Origin of the sequence: Streptomyces resistomycificus (assembly GCF_001514265.1) — a bacterium.
GTDB classification, from domain to species: Bacteria; Actinomycetota; Actinomycetes; order Streptomycetales; family Streptomycetaceae; genus Streptomyces; species Streptomyces resistomycificus.
The window spans coordinates 236861-259128 of sequence record NZ_KQ948996.1 but is presented as its reverse complement, the minus strand read 5'-3'; the positions used below and the strand labels follow the sequence as shown (position 1 = coordinate 259128).

27 protein-coding genes are annotated in these 22268 nt (G+C 68.2%); 9 read left to right on the top strand and 18 right to left on the bottom strand.

The window, feature by feature from the left end; genetic code table 11:
• Nucleotides 1-7 precede the first annotated feature (7 nt).
• Nucleotides 8-313, top strand: a complete 306-nt coding sequence (locus tag AQJ84_RS27275; protein WP_030040616.1) for a barstar family protein — start codon at nt 8-10, stop codon at nt 311-313.
• On the opposite strand, the gene AQJ84_RS41355 is transcribed toward AQJ84_RS27275, so the two are convergent.
• Together AQJ84_RS41355 and AQJ84_RS27260 are read right to left on the bottom strand one after the other, a co-directional pair.
• A protein-coding gene (locus AQJ84_RS41355; RefSeq protein WP_225889166.1) for an IS5 family transposase occupies nt 314-1149 on the bottom strand; the annotation gives its coding sequence in 2 pieces (ribosomal slippage) (nt 314-822 and nt 822-1149; 837 coding nt in all).
• A 210-nt stretch (nt 1150-1359) separates the two neighbouring features.
• Nucleotides 1360-1725 (bottom strand): VOC family protein, encoded by a 366-nt coding sequence (locus AQJ84_RS27260; RefSeq protein WP_030040620.1) that lies wholly within the window; start codon nt 1723-1725, stop codon nt 1360-1362.
• Nucleotides 1726-1818: 93 nt separating this feature from the next.
• Between AQJ84_RS27260 and AQJ84_RS27255 the strand changes: the two genes are divergently transcribed.
• The gene (locus AQJ84_RS27255; RefSeq protein ID WP_030040621.1) at nt 1819-2784 is read left to right on the top strand and encodes a helix-turn-helix transcriptional regulator; all 966 of its coding nucleotides are present in this window, start codon (nt 1819-1821) and stop codon (nt 2782-2784) included.
• Here AQJ84_RS27255 and AQJ84_RS27250 read toward each other — a convergent pair.
• Complete coding sequence (locus AQJ84_RS27250; RefSeq protein ID WP_030040622.1) at nt 2760-3203, bottom strand: VOC family protein; 444 nt, start codon at nt 3201-3203, stop codon at nt 2760-2762. The genes AQJ84_RS27255 and AQJ84_RS27250 overlap by 25 nt on opposite strands.
• A 78-nt stretch (nt 3204-3281) precedes the next feature.
• On the opposite strand from AQJ84_RS27250, the gene AQJ84_RS27245 reads away from it, so the two are divergent.
• Both AQJ84_RS27245 and AQJ84_RS27240 read left to right on the top strand, forming a co-directional pair.
• On the top strand, nt 3282-3881 hold the full coding sequence (locus tag AQJ84_RS27245; RefSeq protein WP_030040623.1) for a TetR/AcrR family transcriptional regulator: 600 nt from the start codon (nt 3282-3284) through the stop codon (nt 3879-3881).
• 148 nt (nt 3882-4029) lie between these two features.
• The gene (locus AQJ84_RS27240; RefSeq protein WP_053192118.1) at nt 4030-4269 is read left to right on the top strand and encodes a hypothetical protein; all 240 of its coding nucleotides are present in this window, start codon (nt 4030-4032) and stop codon (nt 4267-4269) included.
• A 327-nt stretch (nt 4270-4596) separates the two neighbouring features.
• On the opposite strand, the gene AQJ84_RS27235 is transcribed toward AQJ84_RS27240, so the two are convergent.
• A complete protein-coding gene (locus AQJ84_RS27235; protein ID WP_053192116.1) occupies nt 4597-6489 on the bottom strand; it encodes a CASTOR/POLLUX-related putative ion channel in 1893 nt (630 codons plus the stop codon).
• A gap of 341 nt (nt 6490-6830) precedes the next feature.
• Here AQJ84_RS27235 and AQJ84_RS27230 point away from each other — a divergent pair, with 341 nt between their 5' ends.
• Nucleotides 6831-8846, top strand: a complete 2016-nt coding sequence (locus AQJ84_RS27230) for a flavin monoamine oxidase family protein (protein WP_030040625.1) — start codon at nt 6831-6833, stop codon at nt 8844-8846.
• 678 nt (nt 8847-9524) lie between these two features.
• Here the strand turns inward: AQJ84_RS27230 and AQJ84_RS27225 are convergent.
• The gene (locus AQJ84_RS27225) at nt 9525-10103 is read right to left on the bottom strand and encodes a TetR/AcrR family transcriptional regulator (RefSeq protein ID WP_030040626.1); all 579 of its coding nucleotides are present in this window, start codon (nt 10101-10103) and stop codon (nt 9525-9527) included.
• A gap of 88 nt (nt 10104-10191) precedes the next feature.
• Between AQJ84_RS27225 and AQJ84_RS27220 the strand changes: the two genes are divergently transcribed.
• Nucleotides 10192-10638: a DUF1772 domain-containing protein gene (locus tag AQJ84_RS27220; RefSeq protein WP_030040627.1), complete on the top strand. Its 447-nt coding sequence runs from the start codon at nt 10192-10194 to the stop codon at nt 10636-10638.
• Nucleotides 10639-11009: 371 nt separating this feature from the next.
• Nucleotides 11010-11435, top strand: a complete 426-nt coding sequence (locus AQJ84_RS27215; RefSeq protein ID WP_030040628.1) for a DUF4267 domain-containing protein — start codon at nt 11010-11012, stop codon at nt 11433-11435.
• A gap of 116 nt (nt 11436-11551) precedes the next feature.
• Here AQJ84_RS27215 and AQJ84_RS27210 read toward each other — a convergent pair whose 3' ends face one another.
• Nucleotides 11552-12478 (bottom strand): aminoglycoside phosphotransferase family protein, encoded by a 927-nt coding sequence (locus AQJ84_RS27210; protein ID WP_030040629.1) that lies wholly within the window; start codon nt 12476-12478, stop codon nt 11552-11554.
• A 202-nt stretch (nt 12479-12680) separates the two neighbouring features.
• Nucleotides 12681-13448, bottom strand: coding sequence for a hypothetical protein (locus tag AQJ84_RS27205; RefSeq protein ID WP_030040630.1), 768 nt, complete (start codon nt 13446-13448; stop codon nt 12681-12683).
• A 240-nt stretch (nt 13449-13688) separates the two neighbouring features.
• Between AQJ84_RS27205 and AQJ84_RS27200 the strand changes: the two genes are divergently transcribed.
• On the top strand, nt 13689-13913 hold the full coding sequence (locus AQJ84_RS27200) for a hypothetical protein (RefSeq protein WP_030040631.1): 225 nt from the start codon (nt 13689-13691) through the stop codon (nt 13911-13913).
• Here AQJ84_RS27200 and AQJ84_RS27195 read toward each other — a convergent pair.
• Together AQJ84_RS27195 and AQJ84_RS27190 are read right to left on the bottom strand one after the other, a co-directional pair.
• Nucleotides 13910-14140: a hypothetical protein gene (locus AQJ84_RS27195; protein ID WP_059198876.1), complete on the bottom strand. Its 231-nt coding sequence runs from the start codon at nt 14138-14140 to the stop codon at nt 13910-13912. The genes AQJ84_RS27200 and AQJ84_RS27195 overlap by 4 nt on opposite strands.
• A gap of 366 nt (nt 14141-14506) precedes the next feature.
• Nucleotides 14507-15337 carry a YsnF/AvaK domain-containing protein gene (locus AQJ84_RS27190; protein ID WP_030040458.1) on the bottom strand — a complete coding sequence of 277 codons (831 nt, stop codon included), beginning with the start codon at nt 15335-15337 and terminating at the stop codon, nt 14507-14509.
• Between the two features lie 556 nt (nt 15338-15893).
• Between AQJ84_RS27190 and AQJ84_RS27185 the strand changes: the two genes are divergently transcribed.
• Nucleotides 15894-16535 carry a TetR/AcrR family transcriptional regulator gene (locus tag AQJ84_RS27185; protein ID WP_053192112.1) on the top strand — a complete coding sequence of 214 codons (642 nt, stop codon included), beginning with the start codon at nt 15894-15896 and terminating at the stop codon, nt 16533-16535.
• Here AQJ84_RS27185 and AQJ84_RS27180 read toward each other — a convergent pair.
• The 9 genes from AQJ84_RS27180 to AQJ84_RS27150 all read right to left on the bottom strand — a co-directional run bounded on the left by AQJ84_RS27180 (nt 16508) and on the right by AQJ84_RS27150 (nt 22126).
• Nucleotides 16508-17242 carry a hypothetical protein gene (locus AQJ84_RS27180; protein WP_063785380.1) on the bottom strand — a complete coding sequence of 245 codons (735 nt, stop codon included), beginning with the start codon at nt 17240-17242 and terminating at the stop codon, nt 16508-16510. The two genes, AQJ84_RS27185 and AQJ84_RS27180, sit on opposite strands and share 28 nt — an antisense overlap.
• A 72-nt stretch (nt 17243-17314) precedes the next feature.
• Nucleotides 17315-17539 (bottom strand): hypothetical protein, encoded by a 225-nt coding sequence (locus AQJ84_RS27175; RefSeq protein ID WP_030040454.1) that lies wholly within the window; start codon nt 17537-17539, stop codon nt 17315-17317.
• Nucleotides 17536-17721: a hypothetical protein gene (locus AQJ84_RS43780; protein ID WP_157874982.1), complete on the bottom strand. Its 186-nt coding sequence runs from the start codon at nt 17719-17721 to the stop codon at nt 17536-17538. Before AQJ84_RS43780 ends, AQJ84_RS27175 begins: the two co-directional genes overlap by 4 nt.
• Entirely contained in the window at nt 17718-18023 is a 306-nt protein-coding gene (locus AQJ84_RS27170) for a hypothetical protein (RefSeq protein WP_030040453.1), read from the bottom strand. The genes AQJ84_RS43780 and AQJ84_RS27170 overlap by 4 nt, the downstream gene beginning before the upstream one ends.
• A 151-nt stretch (nt 18024-18174) precedes the next feature.
• Nucleotides 18175-18417: a DUF6411 family protein gene (locus AQJ84_RS44375; protein ID WP_078631877.1), complete on the bottom strand. Its 243-nt coding sequence runs from the start codon at nt 18415-18417 to the stop codon at nt 18175-18177.
• Between the two features lie 287 nt (nt 18418-18704).
• Nucleotides 18705-19793, bottom strand: coding sequence for a hypothetical protein (locus AQJ84_RS27165; RefSeq protein WP_030040452.1), 1089 nt, complete (start codon nt 19791-19793; stop codon nt 18705-18707).
• A 451-nt stretch (nt 19794-20244) separates the two neighbouring features.
• Nucleotides 20245-20415, bottom strand: coding sequence for a DUF5670 family protein (locus AQJ84_RS27160; RefSeq protein WP_030040451.1), 171 nt, complete (start codon nt 20413-20415; stop codon nt 20245-20247).
• A 116-nt stretch (nt 20416-20531) separates the two neighbouring features.
• Nucleotides 20532-21281 (bottom strand): class I SAM-dependent methyltransferase, encoded by a 750-nt coding sequence (locus tag AQJ84_RS27155; protein WP_030040450.1) that lies wholly within the window; start codon nt 21279-21281, stop codon nt 20532-20534.
• A gap of 146 nt (nt 21282-21427) precedes the next feature.
• A complete protein-coding gene (locus AQJ84_RS27150; RefSeq protein ID WP_059198875.1) occupies nt 21428-22126 on the bottom strand; it encodes a tectonin domain-containing protein in 699 nt (232 codons plus the stop codon).
• Between the last annotated feature and the right edge of the window lie 142 nt (nt 22127-22268).

The following is a 22268-nucleotide window of genomic DNA, read 5'->3' as shown; positions in this document are numbered from 1 at the left end:
TGTCGTGATGGCCAAGAGGATTGAGTCCGAACTGGTGGTTGACCTGCGAGGTAGGCCGATCGAGACGCTCGATGATTTCTGGGACGCCGTGGCTGAGCCTTGCGGACTGCCGGAGTGGTTCGGCCGGAACACGGAAGCCTGGCGGGACACTATCCAGACGCGGGGCATCTCCGAGGTTATCGATAGCTATGACGTCCTGGTCGTGCACGTGGACAAACGAGGAGTCTTCGCTGCCCGGAACGGTGAGGCCCGAGCCCTGCGAAGCGCCTTCTCGGGGAAGCAGTCCCGCCTGGTCGTGCACGAGCTGCTCTGATCACCGCGTCGAGCGGGACCAGATCAGGATGGCTGCCAAGTGCAAAGCAGCCTCGTAGGCCAGGGCAAGCTTGTCCGTGCGCATTGCCAGACCACGCCATTGCTTCAAGCGGTTGATGCACCGTTCGACGGTGTTGCGCTGCTTGTATGCCTCCGCATCGAAACCTGGCGGCCGGCCGCCGGCTCGCCCTCTCCGCAGGCGGTGTCCGACCTGGTCGGCAGGCTGCGGAATGACGGCGCGAATGCCCCGCCGTCGGAGATGGCCGCGGATCGCGCGGGAAGAATACGCGCGGTCCGCGAGGACGGTCTCCGGCCGAGTCCGGGGCCTGCCGAGTCCGCGCCGGGGGACGCGGATCCTGGCCATGACGGCCTCGAATGCCGGAGCATCGCCCGCCTGACCAGCGGTGACGTAGAGGGCCAACGGCCGTGCCCGGTTGTCGCTGGCCAGATGTACCTTCGTACTCAGGCCGCCACGAGAACGTCCGAGTGCGTGGTCGTCGGGTTCTGACCGTCGCGCAGCCCCTTTTTCACAGCCCCAGCCGCGTGCTGATGGGCTCGGCAGATGGTGGAGTCCACCGAGACAGTCCATTCCACGTCGTCATCCGCGTCGGCGGTGGCCAGGACGGCGGCCAGGATCCGTGCCCAGGTGCCGTCAACGGCCCACCTGATGAGGCGTTTGTGGGCCGTCTGGAAGGAGCCGAGTTCCCCCGGCAGGTCCCGCCAGGGCGAACAGGTGCGGTACTTCCACGCAATGGCCTCAAGGGTGCGGCGGTGGTCGGCCCATCGCCGACCGCGGACCGGATCGGCCGGCATCAGCGGCTCGATCCGGTCCCACATCGCATCGGTGATCACTAACCGGATGGACACGTCCGATCAACTGACCAGCCCACCAAAGAGACACGCTCTAGATGTATGAGGGCTCGACGTTGGTGACCTCTCGGCCCTCGACGCTCAGGGGCGCATTCGCGTGGGGCACTCGTCGTCCTCTCGAAGTCAGACGACGGCAGGCGCGACAGCTGTCGTGCGCGCCTGCCGCAATGCGGCCTTTCAGCCCTTCGGTGCGACGCGGATACGGTTCCCGTCAGGATCGGCTGCGAGGAAGGTCAGCCCGAACCCCGCATCATGAGGCTCACGCAGCATTTTGACCCCCTTGGCATTCCACTGCTCAAAAATCGCGTTGAGCTCGTCGGGTCCACCGTCGATGGCCAGGCAGATTTCACTGGTGCGCGGGACGTCCGGTGACAGATCCTCGAACTGGCCAGACCACAGACCGAGGTCAGCGCCTGGCCCGAGGTCGAAGGTGATGTATCCCGAAGTCTCGAACGAGGGGCTCATGCCGAGGAGGTCGCCGTAGAAACGAGCTGCGGCGGGAGCGTCGTTCACGTAGACGATGGACACGACGGATGTGGTCATGGTTGTTCCTTCTCACAGGTGGTAGGTACGCATCCACCAGCCTGACCGGGATATGCGCCGCATCGTGTCGCAATTCGCTGAGAAAATTGGTGGGTGACCCCAGATCGCTTCTTCGCCCTGATGCTGCTCCTCAAGTCGAGGGATGCCGTGACCACACAGGAACTCGCCTCAGCGCTCGGGGTGTCCCTTCGAACCATCACCCGAGACCTGAACTGGCTCCGCGACGCCGGTCTGCCGGTGACCGCACACCGGGGCCGCCTCGGAGGCGTGACCATGCTGCCCGGGTCCGGGCTCGACCTCACGCGACTCACACCGGGCGAGCGTGATCATCTCTCGCTCACCGGGCTGGATGAGAAGCAACGTGCGGAGCTCAACGCATCGGCCGAAAGCAAGCGCGCGCTCTCCAAGATCGGCGCTACACAGCCACGTCGAGGTCATGAGCTCCTGCCGCTCACCGACGTAGTGCACGTGGACAGCCGTCCCTGGCGTGAGGCACGAGCTTCCGGCACGACTCCGGCTTCGCTGATCGGCGCGGTGCGGCGAGGTCGCCGACTACGGATCGAGTACGACAGCTCACGCGAGGCATGCCCACGCGACCTGGTCGTGGATCCCTACGGGCTGCTCGCCAAGGCCGGCATCTGGTACCTCGTCGCCGACTGTGCCCGAGTGCCACGGATGTACCGACTCGAACGGATCACGACGTGGAATGAAGTCGACCAGCCACGACGGATCCGCGAGGGCCGGACCCTGGCCACCGTCGCCGCAGCGCTCATTGATCAGTGGGAGCACAACCACGCGATAGAGGTCAGCGCCACCATCGACCGGACCCAGATCGAGCGAGCGCAACGGATCTTCGGCCTACCACTCGTCCCGGACAACCATGAAGAATCCGCCACCGGCCGCAAGGTAACGATCCGCTTCCTGCATCTGGAGGACGTGCGAGCACTGCTGCCGTTCGGGAGCGCCATCACTGTGCACGGCCCCACCGAGGCCAGGGCTCACCTCCGCGACCTCGCCACCAGTCTCGCCCACCACTATGCGCCGTCACCAACGTCCTGACCCGCAACACCGACGTACTGCTCGGCGTATTCCACCGTCGGGGCAATGGGCGTGATGATGTCGATCAGGACGCCGTTGGGATCGGCCACGATGAAGTGTCGCTGCCCGAAGTCCTCGCTGCGCAACTCGAGGACGGGCGGGAGCCCTTCGCGGGTGACGAGGCGGTGCCATTCCGCGTCTACGTCCTCGACTTCGAAGTTGAGCAACAGCCCCTGGGCGCGGCTGCGGTAACCCTCCGGGAGCGTTGGGTGGGTGTGGTCGAGGAGGGCGAGTTCGTAGCCGGCCTCCCCCGGATGCCGCAGGCTGACGTACCAGTCCGTCTCGAAGGTCGTCCTGAATCCCAGCAGGCGTGTGTAGAAGTCGCTGGACTCCTTCAGCCGCGCCGTGCAGATCACCGTATACAAGCTGGTCAGCATCATCACGGAACCCTTTCGCATACCATCGGTATGCGAAGCAGGCTATTGACGTACCATCGGTATGTCAACGAGGGGAGTGCGATGCGGCAGCAGGGCGTTCGGGCACAGCAGCGGGAACAGACCAGGCAGGCGCTGCTGCGGGAGAGCAGACGGCTGTTCTCGGAGCGCGGCTATGCCGCGGTGGGGACGGCAGAGCTCGTGCAGTCGGCCGGCGTGACCAAGGGAGCGCTCTACCACCACTTCCCCGGCGGCAAGACGGACCTCTTCCGGGCGGTGCTCCTGGAGGCCCAGCAGGAAGTGGGCCGACGGGTCGCCGCGGCCGCCGATGCGCAGGAGGATCCGTGGGTCCGGTTGACGGTCGGCTGCCAGGAGTTCCTCGCCGCGGCCACCGCACCGGAGACAGAGCGGATCATGCTGGTGGACGGCCCTGCCGTGCTGGGCTGGAGCGAATGGCGGGCGATGGACGAGGCCGCATCGGCCCGCCATCTCACCGAGGCACTGACCTCCCTCGTCGATGCGGGGATCATCGCCCCGCAGCCCGTCACGCCCCTGGCCCATCTGCTCTCGGGGGCGATGAATGAGGCGGCTCTCTGGCTGGCGTCCTCGTCCGCCGGCCCCGAGGACCTAGCAGACACCGCGGCCGCCCTGACCCGCATGCTCCAGGCTCTGCGCGCCGACTGAGCCTCTGCCGAGCCGCCGGACGACCAGGGCACCGTGCGGATATCAAAGGGATGGAATGCCGCCCCCGTCTCACCCACGCACTCGCCGCCAGGCCCGGACTCGATCCGCAGCGACGGATGAAAGGGGCAAGGGCGGGCAGAAGAAACGGATGGCTGACCTTTCACAGTTGTTGCAGCAGGGCATGCGCCGCCGCCACCTGAACGCGCAGGCCCTCGCCGAGCGCACAGGAATCCGCACCCCCCGCATTCGCGCCTTCGCCCAGGACGGCGCCCATGGCCCCGTTCATCCCACGCAAGCAGAGCTGGCCGAACTGGCCACTGCCCTGGCTCTGCCCCTGCCTGAGGTCCTTGCTGCCGCCCGCACTCCCCAGACTGCGTCGTCGGCCTGACCGTCCCGGCGCGCGTGCACGTCAGGCGGGCGGGCATGCCCTGAACGTCGACAGCCGCAGTGTCACCAGCGGCTTCCCGTGCGGGGCTCCGCGGACCGCTCGCTGACCAGAAGGGCAGTCCTTGAGGACTTGCCCTGGGCTCGGCGAGTGCTGCCGTCGAAATTCGTAGATCCCTACGACGCGGCCGCGTCCGGAGTCGGCCGAGCACACCAAGCTGTGGAGGCGGCGGCCGTGGTCTGGCCGCGTCTTCGTCGCCTCGCCGGGCTGCACCTGGCGGAAGCCACCCCGGTGGTCGACAGCGTCAACGGCGGGCCGCGAGAGCCTGCTTCAGTCCTGTGCGATCACGATCACCTCGTCGCGATCGGTCCAGCGCCGTCGCTCGCCCTTGTCCGGGTTGATACGTACTCCGTGGTCGGGAACGGCGGTTGCCCGGTCGTGGCGGCGGTAGCCGATGGCGCATTCGCCCCGCTGCCGCGCCGCTGCGACGACCGTGGCGAAGGACGTCTCAAAGCCGGGCAGGACGTACGACGCCGCCGGTCGCAGGTGGACCTGACTGCCGGTGAGGGAGAACAGTTCCTCGAACACGGCGGCCAAGTGCCGGTTCTGGGAGATCTGGGCCATCAGCAAGCCGATGAGTTTCCCGCTGATGATCACGTCGGCTCCGGGGCTGACGGGCGCGAGCGTCCGGTTGCGGTCGTCGGTCATCTCGGTGACCACCGGCAGTTCCCGTCCGGTCTCCTGTTCCAGTAGTTGCAGTACGAGGAGCGTGACGAGGGTCCGGTTGTCGGCCTCGTCGGGCTGTTGTCCCGGCAGGGGGTCCGGGCCGAGCACGACGACGCTGTCGTACGAGTCGATCTCCAAGCATCGAAGTGTCTCGGGCCGGGTGACGTCTCCAGGCCGGAAGGTGACGGTCAGCCGGGGTGCGAAGGCTGTACCGGCGTCGCGTACCTGCTCGGCGGTCACCTCCTTCCGGTCCGCCACCACGGCGATGACCGAGCCGTGCACGGCGTTCCGGCCCAACTGGTCGACCATGAGCGAGGCCCGCCGGTTCCAGCCGAGGATCAGAATGCGTTCGGGCCGAGGGCTCTCCGGCTGCCAGGACGTCATCACCGACTCGTCGACCAGCCCGGAACAGTCGCTGAGCCGCGCGGTGTCGTCGTCCCGCGTGATGACGATCAGCCGGTCACCGGGGCTGATCAGGGTCTGGGGCGATGGGTTCAGCAAGGGTTTGCCGTCGCGCAGCAGACCGACCACGCTGGAGGTGGCGTAGGCAAGCAGCGTGTCGCCGAAGGAGCGACTGGTCAGAGCCGGGTCGAAGGTGAGGTAGAACTCGTCCCCGGCGAAGTCCAGAAGGTCGCGGTACACCAGGGAGAGTCCGGGACGGCGAGCGGACTGGACGATCAGCCGGGCGGTGATCGCGTCGCTCTCCAGGACGGTTCCGTGGGTTCCCGCGGCGAGGGCTGCCGCAAGCCGGTACCGGTCGTCTCTGACAGCGGCCACGACGGGCGGACCTTCCGCCTCCCCGAGTGCGGACCGCAGCGCCAGCAGCGTCTTGACCACTTCCGGGTCCGCTGACGGATCGTCGTGGGGCAGCACCAGCACAGCACTGGCCGCGCCGGGGTTGGTCAGGGCGAGCAGGGCGGGGTCGGTGGGGGGACCACTACGGCAGATCAGCCGGGTTCGGCCGGTGGCCCCCACCTTGCTGCCGAGGGTCTCTTCCATGGTGGTCTTGTTCCGGTCCGCCAGTACGGCCACCGCGCCGTACCGCTGGTTGGCGTTGGCGGCCACCAGTTCGCCCACCACCGTGAACACCTGCTCGGACCAGCCCAGCACCACCGAGTGCCCCTGCTCGACGACGGTGGAGCGGCCCCGCCGCAGGGCGGTCAGGCGCTCGGTGAGCCCCGTGGTGATCAGACCGACGAGGGTGGAGACGTACACCAGGGCGACCAGCGCGAGCAGTACCGACAACAGCACACGCAGGAGCGGGCCTGTTGCCCCGCCGAGCCGCAGCGTCTCACCAGTGAGACGCCAGATCGCCACCATCCTCCCCGAGCGGGACTCGGGGGCATGTGGGTCCGTCCACACCAGCACGGCGCTCGCCGGGAAGACGACTACGAGGCAGCCCAGGGCCAGCCAGCCGACGAGTGCGGAGGTGCCGCGCGCCAACGTGGTGTCGAACCAGTAGCGTGCCCTGCCGGTGAGCGAAGCCCTACGTTCCACGCCTACCCCCTGTTCGGCTGCCCGTTTGCTCGGCTGCCCGTTTGCTCGGCTGCTCGGCTGCTCGGCCGAGGTACCGGCGGCGGCAGCCACACCGCTCCCGATTGCCCCGTCGCTCCCCCACCGGCCGCACACGGCCGCGCGGCCACCTGGAATTGTGCCGACGAGGCGGCCGTGACACGCGGATCACCGTCTGTCTTTCATCCCTTCGGGGACGTCCCCGAAGGGCACCGCTCCGCGGACATCCGACCTGGCGTCAGCGGTTTGACCTCGGCATCGCTCGTTCGGGGCAACGCCGCGGCACAGGTGGGCGGGTCGGGTCGGCCCACCGATACAAGTGCGTCATGACTGAAGATCATGAGGCCGTCGTGTCAGGTTCAGGCCTCTCAAGGCGCAGCTTCACTACGACGGCGGGAACGGTTGCCGCGGCCACGGCTCTGGCCAGTGGCACGCCTGCCGCAGCGAAGTCCGTACAGGCCGTCCCGGCCGCACCGGCGCCCGCCCGGGGCGCGGACTTCGACAGGTGCCTGGCTGTGGCCCGGGCCCTGCTGGTCGTGGACGACCACGACCGCCCCCTGGTCCCCCGCTACGAGCGCGTGCTCCGGGACGGACTGCCCGCCCAGCGGACGGCCACGCCCAAGAAGGTCCTCGTCGTCGGGGCCGGCCCCGCCGGGCTGGTGGCGGCGTTGCTGCTGAAGCGGGCGGGCCACCACGTGACCGTTCTCGAGGCGAACGGCAACCGGGCGGGTGGACGCATCAAGACCTTCCGACGCGGCGGCCACGAACGGGCGGCGCAGCCCTTCGCCGACCCCCGCCAGTACGCCGAGGCGGGTGCCATGCGCCTGCCCTCCAGCCACCCGCTGGTGATGGGCCTGATCGACCAACTGAACCTGAAGAAGCAGCGTTTCCACTACGTTGACGTCGACGGCGACGGCAGGCCGGCCAACCGCACCTGGATTCACGTCAACGGCATCCGGACGCGACGCGTGGACTACGCCCGCGCACCCCGCCGCGTCAACCGGTCCTTCGGGGTGCCGCGTGCCCGCTGGGACACGCCCGCCGCCGCCATCCTTCGGTCGGTGCTGGACCCGGTGCGCGACGAGTTCAGCACCGTGGACGCCGACGGCAAGCGGGTCGACAAGCCGCTGCCGGAACGAGTGCAGGGCTGGGCCAGGGTCATCCAGCGGTTCGGCGACTGGTCGATGTTCCGCTTCCTGACCGAGCACGCGGGGCTGGACGAGCGGACGGTCGATCTGATCGGCACCCTGGAGAACCTCACGTCACGCCTGCCCCTGTCGTTCATCCACAGCTTCATCGGCTCCTCCCTCATCAGCCCCGACACCGCGTTCTGGGAGCTGGAGGGCGGCACGGCGGTGCTGCCGGACGCGCTGCTGGCGCAGGTTCGCGACACGGTCCGGTTCGACCGCCGGGTCACCCGCATCGAATACCACCACCCCGACCGCGCAGCCTCCGACACCCGGCACGTCGGCCGCAAGGGCCCTCAGGTGTGGGTGGACACGGTCTCCGAGGGGCGCGACGGTCCGGTGGTGCGTGAGCAGTTCACCGCGGACGCCGCCGTGGTCACCGTGCCCTTCTCCGGCCTACGGCACGTACAGATCAGCCCCCTGATGTCGTACCGCAAACGCCGCGCGGTCGCGGAACTGCACTATGACAGCGCCACGAAGGTGCTGCTGGAGTTCAGCCGCCGCTGGTGGGAGTTCACGGAGGCCGACTGGAAGCGCGAGCTGGGCCGGATCGACCCGAAGCTGTACGACGCCTACCGCACGGGGCGCGCACCCGCCGACGGCAGCCTGCTCGGCGCCCATCCCTCCGTGCCCGCCGGCCACATCACGCCGGGCCAGCGCACCCACTACGCCGCCAACCGTGCCGTCTCCCGCGACCAGCCAGAGGCCGCACACGTCGTGGGCGGCGGTTCGGTGTCCGACAGCGCCAACCGGTTCATGTACCACCCCTCCCACCCGGTGCCCGGCAGTTCGGGCGGAGTGGTGCTGGCCTCCTACAGCTGGGCGGACGACGCACTCCGCTGGGACTCCCTCGATGACGAGGCCCGCTACCCGCACGCCCTGTGCGGACTGCAGCAGGTCTACGGCCAACGCGTCGAGGTCTTCTACACCGGCGCCGGACGCACCCAGAGTTGGCTGCGCGACCCCTACGCCTACGGAGAGGCGTCCGTACTGCTGCCCGGACAGCACACCGAGCTGGTGCCCTCCATCCCCGTGCCCGAGGGCCCGATGCACTTCGCCGGCGACCACACCTCTCTCAAACCGGCCTGGATCGAGGGCGCCCTCGAGTCGGCGGTCCGCGCCGCTCTGGAGGTCCACACCTCGCGACCTGACTGACGACCCGCCTAAGGGCTCGCGGATCGACCTGCTGTTCCGCACCCGGATTCGTTCACGTGGCAGCGGCGTCCCTGACACGACACTCAGTCGGTTGGCGCGCCTCCTTCGGCTTGGGAGGCCTAAGAACGAATGCGCGGACCGATTGCCCCTTGTACACGTCTACGACTCGGGAGCGAAGTAGTCACATGATCGGCCGGACAAGTCCAGGGCAGACGGGAGGTGTTGCGTACCTCGCGCTGTGAAGCCGATCGCTCACGCCCCTCACGCCCCAGGGGCGTCGCCTTCACTTGGTGCGCAGCATCCTCGGGACGAAAAGCAGGGTGCGGGTAACGGCCAGCCGCCTAGGAGTGGGCTGGCCGAGCCTCCCCGAGGTCTGAGGGGTGAAAGCGGGATCCGGCCGTTACGTCAGGTTCGCGGCCGCCCTCTCACAGCCGCAGCCTGACCAGCAGCCGGGCGAAGGTCCGATGCATTTCGGGGTGAAACGCCGTGCCCGTGTGGCTGCCCGGTCGCCCGGTGGGGTCACGGGGAATGGCAGAGGCCCACCGCATGTGCTTACAAGGCGAGGGTGACCGGACGGCCGGGAGGCTGGGGGCGTGGTCGTCGACGTGATCAAGGCATTGCCGCAGGCAGGCAGCGGCGGGCCCGAGGCCCCGGCTGCGTGCCCGCCGGGACGGCGTGTCAGACCACGGCGAGCCGGTCTACCAGCAGTTCCACCCTCGGCTCGACGTACTCCGGTGGCAGCCGTCCCGCCCGGGTCAGGGTCGCCAGGCCGTGCAGGGCCGCCCAGAACGTCTCGGTGAACAGCCCCGGGTGCACGCCGTCCCCGGCGACCTCGCCGAGGCTCTCCAGTAGGGCGGCGAAGGCGTCCTTGAGAGGTTCCGGGGTGTCCTCCTGCGCGAAGGCCAGGCCGCCGTCGAGCTGGAACAAGGCGTCGTAGACCGCCGGGTTTCGTGCGGCGAAGTCGAGATAGGCGCGCGCGAGGGCGGCGACCCGCTCGCGCGGGCCGTCCGCACCGGAGGCAGCGTCACGCACGGCCGCGGCCAACTCCGCGGCGCCTTCCAGGGCGACGGCGCCGATGATCTCGCGCTTGCCGCGGAAGTGGCTGTAGAGGACGGGCTGGCTGTACTCGATGCGCTCGGCGAGCCGGCGGGTGGTGACCGCGTCCCAGCCCTGCTGCTCGGCGAGTTCGCGGGCTGTCGCCACGATGAGGCGCTCGCGCTCCGCCCGTTCGCGCTGCTTGCGTTCCTGTACCGACATGATTCGATCCTAGCACTGCTAGACAATCAAGCGGCAGTAGTACTAGCGTTGCCTCATCATCTAGCAACACTAGATTTCAGGGGGCACCATGTTCAACGCACTCGAGGTCGTCACCACCGTGACCGTCGGCGTGATGGTGGGGGTCGAGTTCTCCGTCGCCTTCGTCATGAACCGGATCCTCAACGCACTCCCCGAGGACAGTCGCCAACTCGGCCATGCCCACGGGGGCCGGATGCTCGGCGCCGTGATGCCGGTCTGGTACATCGGCTCGGTCGTCCTCGTCGCGGTCTGGGCCATCGCCGGATGGCACCAGCACGGCACCGGCCTCGTCGTCACCGCCGGCGCGCTGCTGATCCTCAGCGTGATCATGTCGCTTCTGCTGCTCGTCCCGATCAACAACCGGAACAAGACGTGGACCCCTGACAACCGGCCCGCCGACTGGAAGGACCAGATGAACCGCTGGGCCCGCTTCCACTACGTCCGCGTCGCCGTCATCATCGCGGCCTTCACCCTGCTGGTCACAGCCCTCACCTGAGCCCGCGGACCCACCCGACACGCACTGGTTCGCCCCGTCATATCGACGGCTTTCCCCCGTCATATCGACGACTCTTGCCCCGTCAGTCGACGACTTTCGCCCCGTCGGGTGAGCGCGACAGGACCTCGGATTAGGACCCCGCGGGCCGACATCGCGCCGGTGGCGCGCAATCCCCACTCCCCCGGGCGGCAGCCGGCTACCGCGAAATCACGGCATCCGGGAATGCGGCTGCCGCCCGGATCCCGCAACGGCGATCCCGACAGACCGCGCCCCTCGATCAGCCGCGTCCGCGCGGCCTGATCAGGCTCCACACGACTCAGCAAGCTCCACGAAGCTCACCAAACTGACGAAGCCTCGCAAGGAGAAGAAGAATGTCGCTGAAGAAGATCAACACCCTCCTGGCCGCCGCCTTCATCCTCTTCATCCTCTGGTTCGGGGCGATGTTCATCCTGAGCCCGGACACGACGGCACCGGGCTTCGGCCTGCCGAGCTGGCCGTCCGGCGACGGCGGCGGCTTCCTGATCATCAAGGGAATCCGCGACGTCGTCCTGGCCCTGGTCCTGGGCGTCCTGCTGGTGACGGGCCACCGCCGGGCGCTGGGCTGGGCGCTGCTGGTGGAGGCCCTTGCCGCGTACGGCGACATGACCACCGTGCTGGCCCACCACGGCTCCGTGGCCACCGCGCTCGGCGTCCACTGCCTGACCGCGACACTGATGGTGGTCAACGGTCTGCTCATCATGCGCGAGACCCGCAAGGTCGCGCCCGCTCCGGCGACGCCCGCCCCGCAGCCCGTCTAACACCACCTTGGCCCGGTATTCCCCTGCCAGCGTCTGCCGGGGAAAGGCGAGGCGCCCGGCCACCAGCCGCAAAACGCCCTGAAAATGGCCCATCTCTCCCGAGATGGGAGCGGGCTCTATGCGGGAGAGGTCCAGCGCACGCTGGATGTCAGAACACGATCGAGCACCGCCCGGCCTGCGGGTCCCCACGTCGGCTTGCCGCCGGGAAGGCCCCGCTCCCCGTTCTGTCCCATGAGGATGAGGAAGAGGCTCTTCAGAGCGGCCAAGCCTCGGGCGCGCCGGACCGTCGCCTCGTCCGCATGCGCGTACACCTCGAAGAACCGTGAGGCCGCGCCTGCGGGAAGCAGCACCCAGGCGGCCGCGAGGTCCCACGCCGGATCACCGGCGAACATGGCATCGAAATCAATCACGCCCGCGAGCGTCCCGTCCGACACGACGACATTCGCGGGATGGAGGTCACCGTGCAGCCATACCGGCGGGCCCTCCCACTCGGGGGCCGCGACAGCATCGTCCCAGACGGCCCGGACGGCCCGGACGTCGGCGGCAAAGCCGCCGGGGGCAATGGCTTGCAGGAAATTTTCGAAGCCGTCGGTGCAGTTCTTGGGGTGAGCGCCGCGGTCCAAACTGGCCGGCGCCTCAGCGGGCGCCTCCACATGGAGCGCCCGGAGGAAACCCGCCAGAGCGTCGGCCGCGTGGTCGCCGCGACTGATCGAGGTGCAGTCGAGTGGCTCGCCGGGAACCCACGTCATGATGGTCCACGGCCTCGGGAAGCGCGCGGACGGTTCACCGATCCGCACCGGATTCGGAACCGGGAGCGGAAGACGTGGGGCCAGGACGGGCAGCCACCGGCACTCCTTGCGCAGGAGATCCGGGGCACCTTCCGTGCGAGGCATGCGCACGGCCAACTCATCCCCAAGGCGCCACATTTGGTTGCCCCAGCCGCCCGCTACCTCGCGGATGGTGAGCCCCGCGAGGTCCGGATGCTGCTCCTTGAGAAGAGCGTGCACCAGCTCTGCGGTGATCTCGATCTCGGACTCGGTCATGCGAAGCCACAGTACGTGAGACAGGCGGAGCGAACACCGATTCGGACGATCTTCCGGAGCTGGTCGTCGACCTTCAGGTCGTTCCACTGGATGACCGAGGCGCCCCTTACTGGCGGAGGACTGAGCCCCACCCAAACTGAGGCCGCTGTTCTCGTACTTGGCTTGCAGCCCGGCCGGGGCAGGGCTGCAAGCGGTCGAGGCGTCAGCGCACGTCGACGTAGTCGCCCGCTGCGCTGGCCGCCGACGTGGTGGACGTGCCCGCGAAGGACCAGCGCCAGTAACCGTCGGCCGAGGCGGTGACCGTCGTCGACAGGTTGCCGTAGTTGTTGGTGGAGACCGTCTTGACGGTCGTGTAGGTGTTGGTGCCCGCCTTGCGGAACTGCAGCTTCACCGGCTTGTCGGCATAGCCGGCGTAGGTGCGCTTGTCCCAGTTGGCGCGGGTCAGCTTGCCTGTCACCTTGAGCGGCTTGCCTTTGTACACCGGCTCCGGCGAGGCGTCGACAGTGAGCTTGCCGCGCCGCAGGACGGGGTGCTTGGGCTCGCCGGCGTTGTTGTACAGGTCGCCGTCCTTGGCCTGGAGCTGGACAGTCACGTCCCACGGACCCGCGAGGGCGTTGCGGGGCACGCCCCAGCCCGAGTCGAGCTTGACGGTGAGCTTGCAGGTGGAGGTGGTGGCGCTGGCCGCGGTGCACTTCGGGCTGCCGTGGTAGGACCAGTAGTCGTCCCCGGCCTCGCGGTCGATCGCCAGGAACGCCAAGTTGCTGCTGATTCCCGAGTCGTCCGAGGCGGTCACCGAGATGGTGAACGACTCGGTCTGGGAGGTGCCGAGCACGAGAGGCTTGCCACCGTTCACGGACAGCTTCTGGATCACCACACCGGTCTCCGCCGCGTACGCGACAGGGGCGGTGACGGCGGAGGCGGAAAGGACCAGGGCACCGGTGAGAACGGTATGTCTGGATGTTGCGCGCATGAATTCCCAAACGGTTAGAGCCGGCCGCAGACCGTGAGTCCCCCCGGTCGCGGGCATGGCGGGTGGCGTGAGGATACGTCACCCGCAAGGCTCAACCGTCGGGAGAGGCCCCGCCAAGTCCCCACGCCCGGTGCATCGCGTCGGCTCCGTCCGCCAGGGCGTGATCGACGGAGCTCTGTGAGATCGACCCGCTTCCGCGCGAAGGGGCGTCTCCTCCAGTCCGAAGCGGAAGGCGCGCCCATGTGGTTGGTCAAGGGCCACTACCGGCTCAGCGGACCCACCGCCCGGCTCGTCGTCGGACTGGTTGTCATCTACTCCGTGCGCGCCATGGAGGTTGCCCACCTCGACCTGGCGGACCCCCACCTCACCCACCGGACTCTCGCGGTTCGACGGGGCAAACGCATCCACACCGTCTACCTCAATGCCTTGCGCGGCGGACCGTGGCGGGTACGGCCGTTGGCCTAGTAGGCGGTGGACCAGGCTTGTGTGGTGTGCTGGATCCAGCGCTGGATGGTGGTGTTGATGCTGTCGGGCAGGGCGCTGAGGTGGTCGATGGCTTCCCGGTCGTTGGGGTGGGACGCCGGCCGTGGTGAGGGCTGCGCGCGGGTCCAGGCGCCGCCGGTCGCGCGGGCCGACCGCGATGTCGAGGCGCTGGGCGGGTTCGGGGACGGCAGCAGGTAGTCGTCCTCCACGCGGGAGCTGACCCGCGAGCCAGTTCGTGGGCGAAACCGACCGTTTCGGTGAGGCGGTCGTTGGCCGTATGGCGGTCGAGTTCGGCAACGAGGTCGGCGTCGAACTCGGAGGCACGATCGGCGAGCACTGAGGGCGGTAGGAACGAGGTAGACCGGAGGATGTGGCCGGCAAGTTCGGGAAGGTGAGATTGGACCCGACCTGCACCAGGGGACGGTGTCCACGCGACCACCGTGGCATGGGGCAGCAGCCCGGCCCAGGAAAGTGACCGGAGGGCAGCAGACCACCTCCGTAAGCCAATCGCCCGGCGCTGCAGGTGCACGGCGTCGGCCCGCTCGGAGTTCCCGGGCGGGCCGACGCCCACGGGCCTACAGGTGGCGTCCCTCCTCATCGTCGTCCACACCGTCGGTGTCGATGTGTTCCTTACGAATCCGGCCGCGCACCGTTTCCTCGTCGGTGTGCTCCTCGGTCGACAGGCGCACCCGCTCCACCGGCACTGCCTCGGTCTCCACCACGGGACGCTCTTCGTGCAGGGTGACCTCGTGCTCGGCCTCGCCGATGTCGTGCCCGGACATGGCCGCGTCCCGGTTGGCGTCCGTGATCGGCTCGCGCTCGACGCGGACCTCCTCTCGGCGCACCGGCACGGTCCGCTGCACTTCCTCGGTGACGACGTACTTGCGCAGCCGGGCCCTGCCGGCCTCACGGCGCTCGGTGCCGACGCGCATGCGCTCCTCCGAGCGCGTCATCGCATCGTCTTCGCCGACCCCGGTACCGGTCGAGCGGGACATGTCGCCGGTGGCGTCGGGGGTGGGCATACCACCGGTGCCGGTGTGTGCCCATCCGCCCTCGCCGGGCTGGTTGGCCTGCTGCCAGGCGTCGTCCCAGGCGATGCCGTAATGCTCGTACAGGCGGTGCTCCTCCTGCTCTGACAGGTGTCCGCCGGCGTCGACGTCGACGTTGGGCGCGTCCTTGACCTTGTCCTTGGGATAGGGCACCTCCAGGTGGTCCTCCACCACGGACGCGTCGCGAATGGGTACGAACGACTCGCTGGTGCCGAACAGGCCGGTCTTGACGCTCACCCATTCCGGCTGGCCGGTCGCATCGTCGAGGAAGACGTGCTTCGCGTCACCGATCTTGTTGCCCTCTGCGTCGCAGACCGGATGGTCCATGACGGATGAGATCTGCTCACGGGTGATCACAGGCTCCACCCTCTCCTTAATGTCCGATTTACTACTCTTCGCCCCTTTCGGTTCACCACTCCATCCAGGCCGAAACCACTGGATGGCAAATCGCAGGATTTGCCGGACGGCGAATTGAGCAGCGCATCGGGCCAGCTGCGGTCGCTCCGGTGGACGCCGAGCACGTCGATACGGGGGCTGGACTCGCGCCGCGCGGGTACCTCGGCGAACCGGCCGCATGTGCCGAAGCCGGCGGCGCCAGCACGTCCACGTCCTTGCCGGTCAGGTGGGTCAGCAGCGCGTCCGGCCGCTGTCGGTGGTGAGACTGCGAGTGCGTCTCGCCGGGGCCATGGACGCGGCCACCAACGGGTGAAACATCCGCTGGCATGGCACAGGGGTTCGGGGGTAGTCGTCGGACGTTGACGAGGATGCGGCGGGATGCCTGGGGAGGTCGAACGCCGCGTCCTCGTCCTTTCTGCCGAGTCCACCGTCAAGTCCCCGCGTGGGCAGTACCCCTCGACCCCCACTCGCGAGTACTGGTCCGTCCAGTACTGTGTCTCGGGAGACAAGGAGGGTCATGGAAAAGAATCCGGAAGGTCGCTCGGCCCGCAAGCGTCAGGCAATCCTGGAAGCGGCCACGGAGGTGTTCCTGAACAAGGGGTACCTGGGCACGAGCATGGACGAGGTCGCCGCCCTGGCCTCGGTGTCGAAGCAGACGGTCTACAAGAACTTCACCGACAAGCAACGCCTGTTCACCGAAATCATCCACGGCGGTCTCGACCGCATCGACGAACTCTTCAGCGGTGTCACCGGCTCACTGGCCGACACCCAAGACCTGGAGAACGACCTCACGGCACTCGCCCGCCAGTTCGTCACCATCCTCACCCAGCCCCGCATGCTCCAACTCCGCCGACTGGTCATCGCCGAGGCCGACCGGTTCCCCGAACTCGGCCGCACCTACTACGAACGCGGCCCCGAGCGCGTCCACGCCCTGCTCGCCCAAAGCTTCGGACGTCTCGCCCACCGCAAACTGCTGGCCCTGGACGACCCGCTGCTCGCGGCCAACCACCTGACCTGGCTCATCACCTCCATCCCGGTCAACAAGGTCATGTTCTGCGGCACCGGCGAACACTTCACCCGCACCGAACTCGACCACTACGCCGACGAGGCGGTACGGGTCTTTCTCGCTGCCTACCGCCACGACACGCGTTCCGCTTGACGGAAGGCTCCTCGGGTGGCGGCCTGAAACAGCGGATCCTGATCGCCCACTGAGCCGTCGGCCCCTGAGCGCAGCTCGTGAATCGGGAACGTCGCAGGTGAGAGGTGTGCCTCGCACCCCTCTCCGTGCAGTTCCTCCGGCCGCAACGCCCAGGCGATGGCCTCGCCCGCGCCGAAGTACGAGGGATCGAGGTGGAACGTGGTCCTGTTCCCGTACGGCCTCCGCGCGAGGCACTCCTCCCAGACACCGACGGGAGCCACCCCGGCCAGCTCCTGGCAGTAACCATGGCCGTCCAGCCAGACCTCAACGACCGTGCGAACGCTGAGCGCGGCTGCTGCCGCAGGAGCCCACCGGTCCTTGTCGAGCAGCGATGCACAGAACCCAGGAAGGGGCCTTCGCCGCTCGTCGACGCTGTGCGGTTGATCGTCCTCCACCGTGAAGCTGAGGTCAGATGTGATCTCGACACTGATCTGCCCGTGTGTGCCGTCACGGCGGTGCAGCGCGTCCCAGACCCCCCGCTGCAGCACCTCAGTGGGAAGCTCGGGACTATTCCGCTCGACACGGAAGTACAGAGCCGGACGGGCCCGTACGTGCTCCTCGAACGCAATCACCCGATGCTGATCGGCTGTGAAGCGCTCCACGCACCTCCCCGTCACCACCTCGTTCGCCAGGGCACGATCATGGCACCCGCTCAGGTCACGCTCCATGCCGTCCACTCTCAAACCGTTCGCTGCCCCTCCGCGGCGCGTGGTCGAGGCCGAGCGGCCCGCTTCCGACGCTCAGGGCGGGCTCCACTCGTGTGGGCCGCCGCCGCGCCATTCCACCCAGCGCGGATCGTCCAGCACGCCCTCGGGATCGACGACGCCCGCTCCTTCGAGGAAGACCACCAGGTCGTGGTCGCTGTAGGCGGTGCCGAGGATCTCGTCCCGACCGTGCGAGTGCACAGTGACGGGTCGGCCACCGGTGCGGGAGGGGTGGTGTACGACGATCGGCGCGCTGGTCACGTCTCCCAGCGTGCTCCCGGCAGCGCCGTACGGCGAGTCGGATACCCCGACAGGAGGGCGCCGGACCAGTCGAAGCGGCGCGAGACACCGGGACGCGGGTCCTCCAGCGTCCGCCCGCCGGACGACGAACGGCCCCGCCCTCTGGAAGCGACGCCGGTGTCGATTCCGTGGCCGAAGGTCACGCAAGCAGCCTTACCCGCACGTCACCACTCACGCGGTCCACCTGCACCGCATGACCGGCCTGTGTGAGGACCGCCAGCAGCGCCGACCGCAGAGCAGCGCGAATGCCCTCGAACTCGGCGTCCTCTCGGCCTGCGGGATCCAACTCGCTGCCGGGCACCCACACCACCATCACCGAGTCCGTTTCCCGCCGCACCCGCAGACCAGGGCTGCCCTCATCACGGGCCGACGCCACCTCGAAGCCGGCACGGGCCAACGTCCCGCGCACATCGGCGAGTAGCTTCTCCACGGCATCAGCAGTCACCACCAAAGCCTATACACACAACTCCTGACTGTTTTGGGCACGGGTGCTTCACGTACGGAAGAAGGGGGGGCCGGGCGCATGCAGTGGGAGCCGACGCGCCGGATTGTCGGCGAGATTGCGTGCGGTCGGTACACCGCGGCGCTGGCCCCGCTCAGAACGGCAAGCGTCCCCGCGCCCTGCGGCCGGCCGAGCCGCTGCGGCCCACGGCGCGCGAACTGGACCGGAAGGGCTTGCTCAGCAAGCGTCCCAGCGGACCAGGGGCCTTGGAACCGGCGCGCGATCCAAGACCCAGGGTGCGCTGGGCGCCGTTCTGAGGGTGCCGGCTCAGTCGCGGGACGACGAAAGCGAGCACGGCAAGGACTGCACAGACGGCGATCACGCCGACGATCATCATGAGGAGACTCCTGGGCCGGTCCGGACGAGTTCGACTGCGTGCCCGCAACGCGGACACTGTTTTCGTTCTCGGCCGAGTTCCCGCTCCGACATTCAGCACGCCCCGGGAGGGACGGAATCAAGGATGAAGCGCACTCACGAGCCCAGAGCGCCGTCGACGGAGGCGGGCATTTCGGCTTCGGACTGGCCGCGTCGGAGCACAGGTTGAAGGCCCATCCCTGGAGCCACAAGCGTCGTAGGTCCAACGAGTTCGCAGGACGTTCACCATCTCCCTGACACCGTGGCGCATCAGGGGAAGAGGAAGTTGGCGATGGTCGCGTCGATGACCTGTGAAACCGGGATGATCGAGGCGTCGTTGACGAAAGTCCGGTTCTGGAAGACCGCGACGAAGCGGCGGCCGGCCGAGGCCTCCTTGATGATGGCCGCTTCCGAGGCCACCTTGGCGCCGCTGTTCACCGGCCCCAGTCCGATCTTCGACTGGAAGGTGACGAACTGCACCGAGGTGTCGCGGTTGAGGAACAGGTGCAGACGCGGCACGTTCACCGCGTTGAACAGAAGCTTGAGCATGGCCTCGTCGGAGGCCGCGTCGACAAGCGGTGTGTTCTCAGGGTCGGGGGTCTGGCCCGGGTCGACGCCCGCGGCGCCCGCCGCACCGGGACTGGCGGCCAGGAAGGTGAACAGCCGGGCCATCTGCAAGGCGGACGTCGCCTGGGCTACCGGTGTGTCGTTGACGCACGGGATGCGCTGGGGTGGGAAGCCGTGCTGGAAGTCGCCGCACAGCCACATCCCGTCCGCGGTCTGCGGGGTGTCGACGGCACCGTCGTCGAAGAACTCGGCGGTGGCGGCGGCCTTCGTGAGATAGCCGAAGCCCAGTCCGTGGACCACCGCACCTGCCGCGCTGTTACTGCCGTCGACGATCGCGTCAAACAAACTCCCGAAGAAGTCGGGCGTGAAGTTGACCGTGGCATCGGGCTGCACCTGGAACACCTTGTCCCATCGGGGAAGCAGGAAGCCCTCGAGGTTCTTGCCCGCGAGCTGGGCGACTCGGTTTTCGTTGATCTCTCTGTCGAAGGTGCCGCGCAACAGCGCGAGGGTGTCGGCCGGCGCCGGATGAGCAGTCGAGATGAGCTCGTTGGCGGCCCTGCGGAGTTCGAACGCGGCCCACATCGCGGTGGCTTTCAGCAGGCTCGCCGAGTAGTGCACCTCCTCGACGAGCTGGCCGGCGAAATCGTGCGGCTCGGCATCAGCCAGGGAGACCAGGACGATCGGCGTCTTCTCCAGCCCGTGTCCGAAGGTGGCGATGGCGGCGTCGAAGGCCTGCTGGAGATCGGGGTCCGGGTCGATCAGTTCGGGTTTGGCGTCGGGAAACAGTCCCATACACGGCTCCCGGGATACGGCCGGGCGCACGCCCGGCTGCCGGATGGCGACAACGGCACAACGGGCCGCCAGAAGCTCATATCTCGATGCTGGCACGCCCGGGGATGCATCGCACTCCGGTGCCCCGACCCGCTCCAGGGCGCGTTCTCCTGGGACGTCGTCGCGGAGGGCCTGGCGGGACCGCCGAGCTCCCGGTCACCGCGGCCCGTCACTGCAGCTGCCCCACGCTGCGACCCGAAGCCGGCACCTGCTGGAGGTGCCAGGGTTCCCTTGCCGGCACAGGTACCGGCCCCGGGCCTGACCGGGCGCGTACCCGCAGACAGACCGGCGATACAGGCCGTTGTGTGTACAGGACGTGAGAGAAACCCGGACACGACGGAGGGGGCGCACCGGTGATCAGTGCGCCCCCACCCACATCTCGCGTCCTACCAACGCGACTTACTCACGCGCCTCACCAGCGATACCAGCGCCCTCGCTTCCCACTCGGTCCCGTCGAGCGGGCGAGGAAGCCGACCAGCCAGATGACCAGGACGATCACCGCGATCCACCACAGAGCCTTGAGGGCGAACCCGGCGCCGAAGAGGATCAGAGCGAGCAACAGAACTACTAGCAGGGGAACCATAGTTATCAACCTCCGTCCCGCCGTGTGCCCCCACCTGATCTCCACACACACCGAAAACTTATCTGTTTCTTATTCGCCACTCGGGGCACTTTGACAGGCCGCCCGCAGCGAGGCGGTCAGGTGGATTGGAGCCAAAAGTGCAGCACGTCGGTGACGTCAGCGGGGGCCGGTTTGCCATCCGCATCGGTCACCGCGGTCACGGTCAGGCCGACGACGGCGGCGAGTTCCTCGAACTGCTCCCGGGTGTACCAATGCATGATCCACGGGCGTTCTTCGATGGTGCCGGCTGAGCCGTGGTGCCGTTCGTAGCGTAGGAGCGACGTCTGGGTTCGGGCTGTTTCGTCGCGTTGCTCGGCGACGACGGATACTCGGAGTTCGGCGCCGTCGGGTGCGGCGGCTGTGCGCACCCGGCCGATCTGTTCGGCTGGGGTCGGCGCGGGGGTGAACAGGGGCACCAGGGCGGTACCACCCTCAGCCAGGTGAGCGCGGATGCCGCGCAGGGCGGCGAGCGCTGTGGCGTCGTCGGGGAGCAGGGTGAAGGTCGGCCCGGCGAGGAAGATCGCCCGGTAGCGGCGGGGCAGGTCCAGAGCCTCCATGCGCTGGTGGAACACGGTGGCAGCGATGCCTAGTTCGTCTGCCCGGTGCCGGAGCCGCTCCAGCATGTCGGCGGAGGAGTCGACGCCATCGACGTCCAGGCCACGCCGGCGCAGTTCGAGCAGGGGATCACCGTCTCCGCACCCCAGCTCCAGCGCCGGCATGCCGACTTGCTGGATGAAGGCCGCGTAGGGTTCGGGATCCTGGGAGTAAGACTTCAGCGGTGCGTAGAGTTCCGCGACGATGCCGGTGTAGAAGTCAGCTGGGTCCACGATGGTCACCCTACGCAGCCCGTTCCGTACCTTCACTCGAATATCAAGCGCTGCCCTGAGGGGATCGAGGTTCGCGGTCACCGCGCTCGCCGTGCGGGGTTCCGGTCGCTGCGGACCGTCTCCCCGCACGGCCTTGGCCACACGGATCAGCTCGGCTGGTCTCCGGTGTAGCGGTAGATACCGCCGGCGGAGTTGACGACCCAGACGGTGCCGTCTGCAGCGGCGCCGACGTCGACCGCGCCGCCCGGGATGCCGGTCCAGGGGTTCGCGTCGTGTCCGGTGTAGCGGTAGATCTGGTCGGAGGAGTTGATGCCCCAGACGTTCGTCCGGGAGCCGGCGGAGATGCGGGACAGGCCGCCCGAGACGCTCACCCAGTCGGTGGAGCCCTGGTCCCCGGTGTACCGGTAGATTCCACCGGCCGAGTTCACATGCCACACCGTCCCGTCCGCGGCCACGCCGATGTCCACCGCACGCCCCGGGATGCCGATCCACGGGTTCGCGTCATGCCCGGTGTAACGGTAGATCTGCCCCAGCGAGTTCACCCCCCACACATGGGTCCGCGACCCCACCGAGATGCGGGTTAACCCGCCGGCGACGCCCACCCAGTCGGTGGAGCCCTGGTCCCCGGTGTACCGGAAGATTCCACCGGCCGAGTTCACATGCCACACCGTCCCGTCCGCGGCCACGCCGATGTCCACCGCACGCCCCGGGATGCCGATCCACGGGTTCGCGTCATGCCCGGTGTAACGGTAGATCTGCCCCGAGGAATTCACCCCCCACACATGGGTCCGCGACCCCACCGAGATCGTCGTCAGACCACCAGAGATCTGCTTCCAGTCAGCCACGTCTGTGCCCCTTTCACGTCGCACCTTGCACCCGGAACATGCGGCACGACCAGGACACCCAAACAGCCCCATATGCTGATTGACCGCTGAAAACATCTAGAAATCGATGTTTGATGCCATCTCGCCCTCTGAGAGCACGGGA

What these genes read in the sequence shown, in the direction of transcription:
- AQJ84_RS27260 (WP_030040620.1), bottom strand. Translation starts at nt 1,725, where the DNA reads ATGACCACATCCGTCGTGTCCATCGTCTACGTGAACGACGCTCCCGCC.
- AQJ84_RS27180 (WP_063785380.1), bottom strand. Translation starts at nt 17,242, where the DNA reads ATGGAGCGTGACCTGAGCGGGTGCCATGATCGTGCCCTGGCGAACGAG.
- AQJ84_RS27165 (WP_030040452.1), bottom strand. Translation starts at nt 19,793, where the DNA reads ATGGGACTGTTTCCCGACGCCAAACCCGAACTGATCGACCCGGACCCC.
- AQJ84_RS27205 (WP_030040630.1), bottom strand. Translation starts at nt 13,448, where the DNA reads ATGCGCGCAACATCCAGACATACCGTTCTCACCGGTGCCCTGGTCCTT.
- AQJ84_RS27225 (WP_030040626.1), bottom strand. Translation starts at nt 10,103, where the DNA reads ATGTCGGTACAGGAACGCAAGCAGCGCGAACGGGCGGAGCGCGAGCGC.
- AQJ84_RS27250 (WP_030040622.1), bottom strand. Translation starts at nt 3,203, where the DNA reads ATGATGCTGACCAGCTTGTATACGGTGATCTGCACGGCGCGGCTGAAG.
- AQJ84_RS27200 (WP_030040631.1), top strand. Translation starts at nt 13,689, where the DNA reads ATGTGGTTGGTCAAGGGCCACTACCGGCTCAGCGGACCCACCGCCCGG.
- AQJ84_RS27160 (WP_030040451.1), bottom strand. Translation starts at nt 20,415, where the DNA reads ATGGTTCCCCTGCTAGTAGTTCTGTTGCTCGCTCTGATCCTCTTCGGC.
- AQJ84_RS27230 (WP_030040625.1), top strand. Translation starts at nt 6,831, where the DNA reads ATGACTGAAGATCATGAGGCCGTCGTGTCAGGTTCAGGCCTCTCAAGG.
- AQJ84_RS27240 (WP_053192118.1), top strand. Translation starts at nt 4,030, where the DNA reads ATGGCTGACCTTTCACAGTTGTTGCAGCAGGGCATGCGCCGCCGCCAC.
- AQJ84_RS27215 (WP_030040628.1), top strand. Translation starts at nt 11,010, where the DNA reads ATGTCGCTGAAGAAGATCAACACCCTCCTGGCCGCCGCCTTCATCCTC.
- AQJ84_RS27245 (WP_030040623.1), top strand. Translation starts at nt 3,282, where the DNA reads ATGCGGCAGCAGGGCGTTCGGGCACAGCAGCGGGAACAGACCAGGCAG.
- AQJ84_RS27275 (WP_030040616.1), top strand. Translation starts at nt 8, where the DNA reads ATGGCCAAGAGGATTGAGTCCGAACTGGTGGTTGACCTGCGAGGTAGG.
- AQJ84_RS27210 (WP_030040629.1), bottom strand. Translation starts at nt 12,478, where the DNA reads ATGACCGAGTCCGAGATCGAGATCACCGCAGAGCTGGTGCACGCTCTT.
- AQJ84_RS44375 (WP_078631877.1), bottom strand. Translation starts at nt 18,417, where the DNA reads ATGATGATCGTCGGCGTGATCGCCGTCTGTGCAGTCCTTGCCGTGCTC.
- AQJ84_RS27220 (WP_030040627.1), top strand. Translation starts at nt 10,192, where the DNA reads ATGTTCAACGCACTCGAGGTCGTCACCACCGTGACCGTCGGCGTGATG.
- AQJ84_RS27185 (WP_053192112.1), top strand. Translation starts at nt 15,894, where the DNA reads ATGGAAAAGAATCCGGAAGGTCGCTCGGCCCGCAAGCGTCAGGCAATC.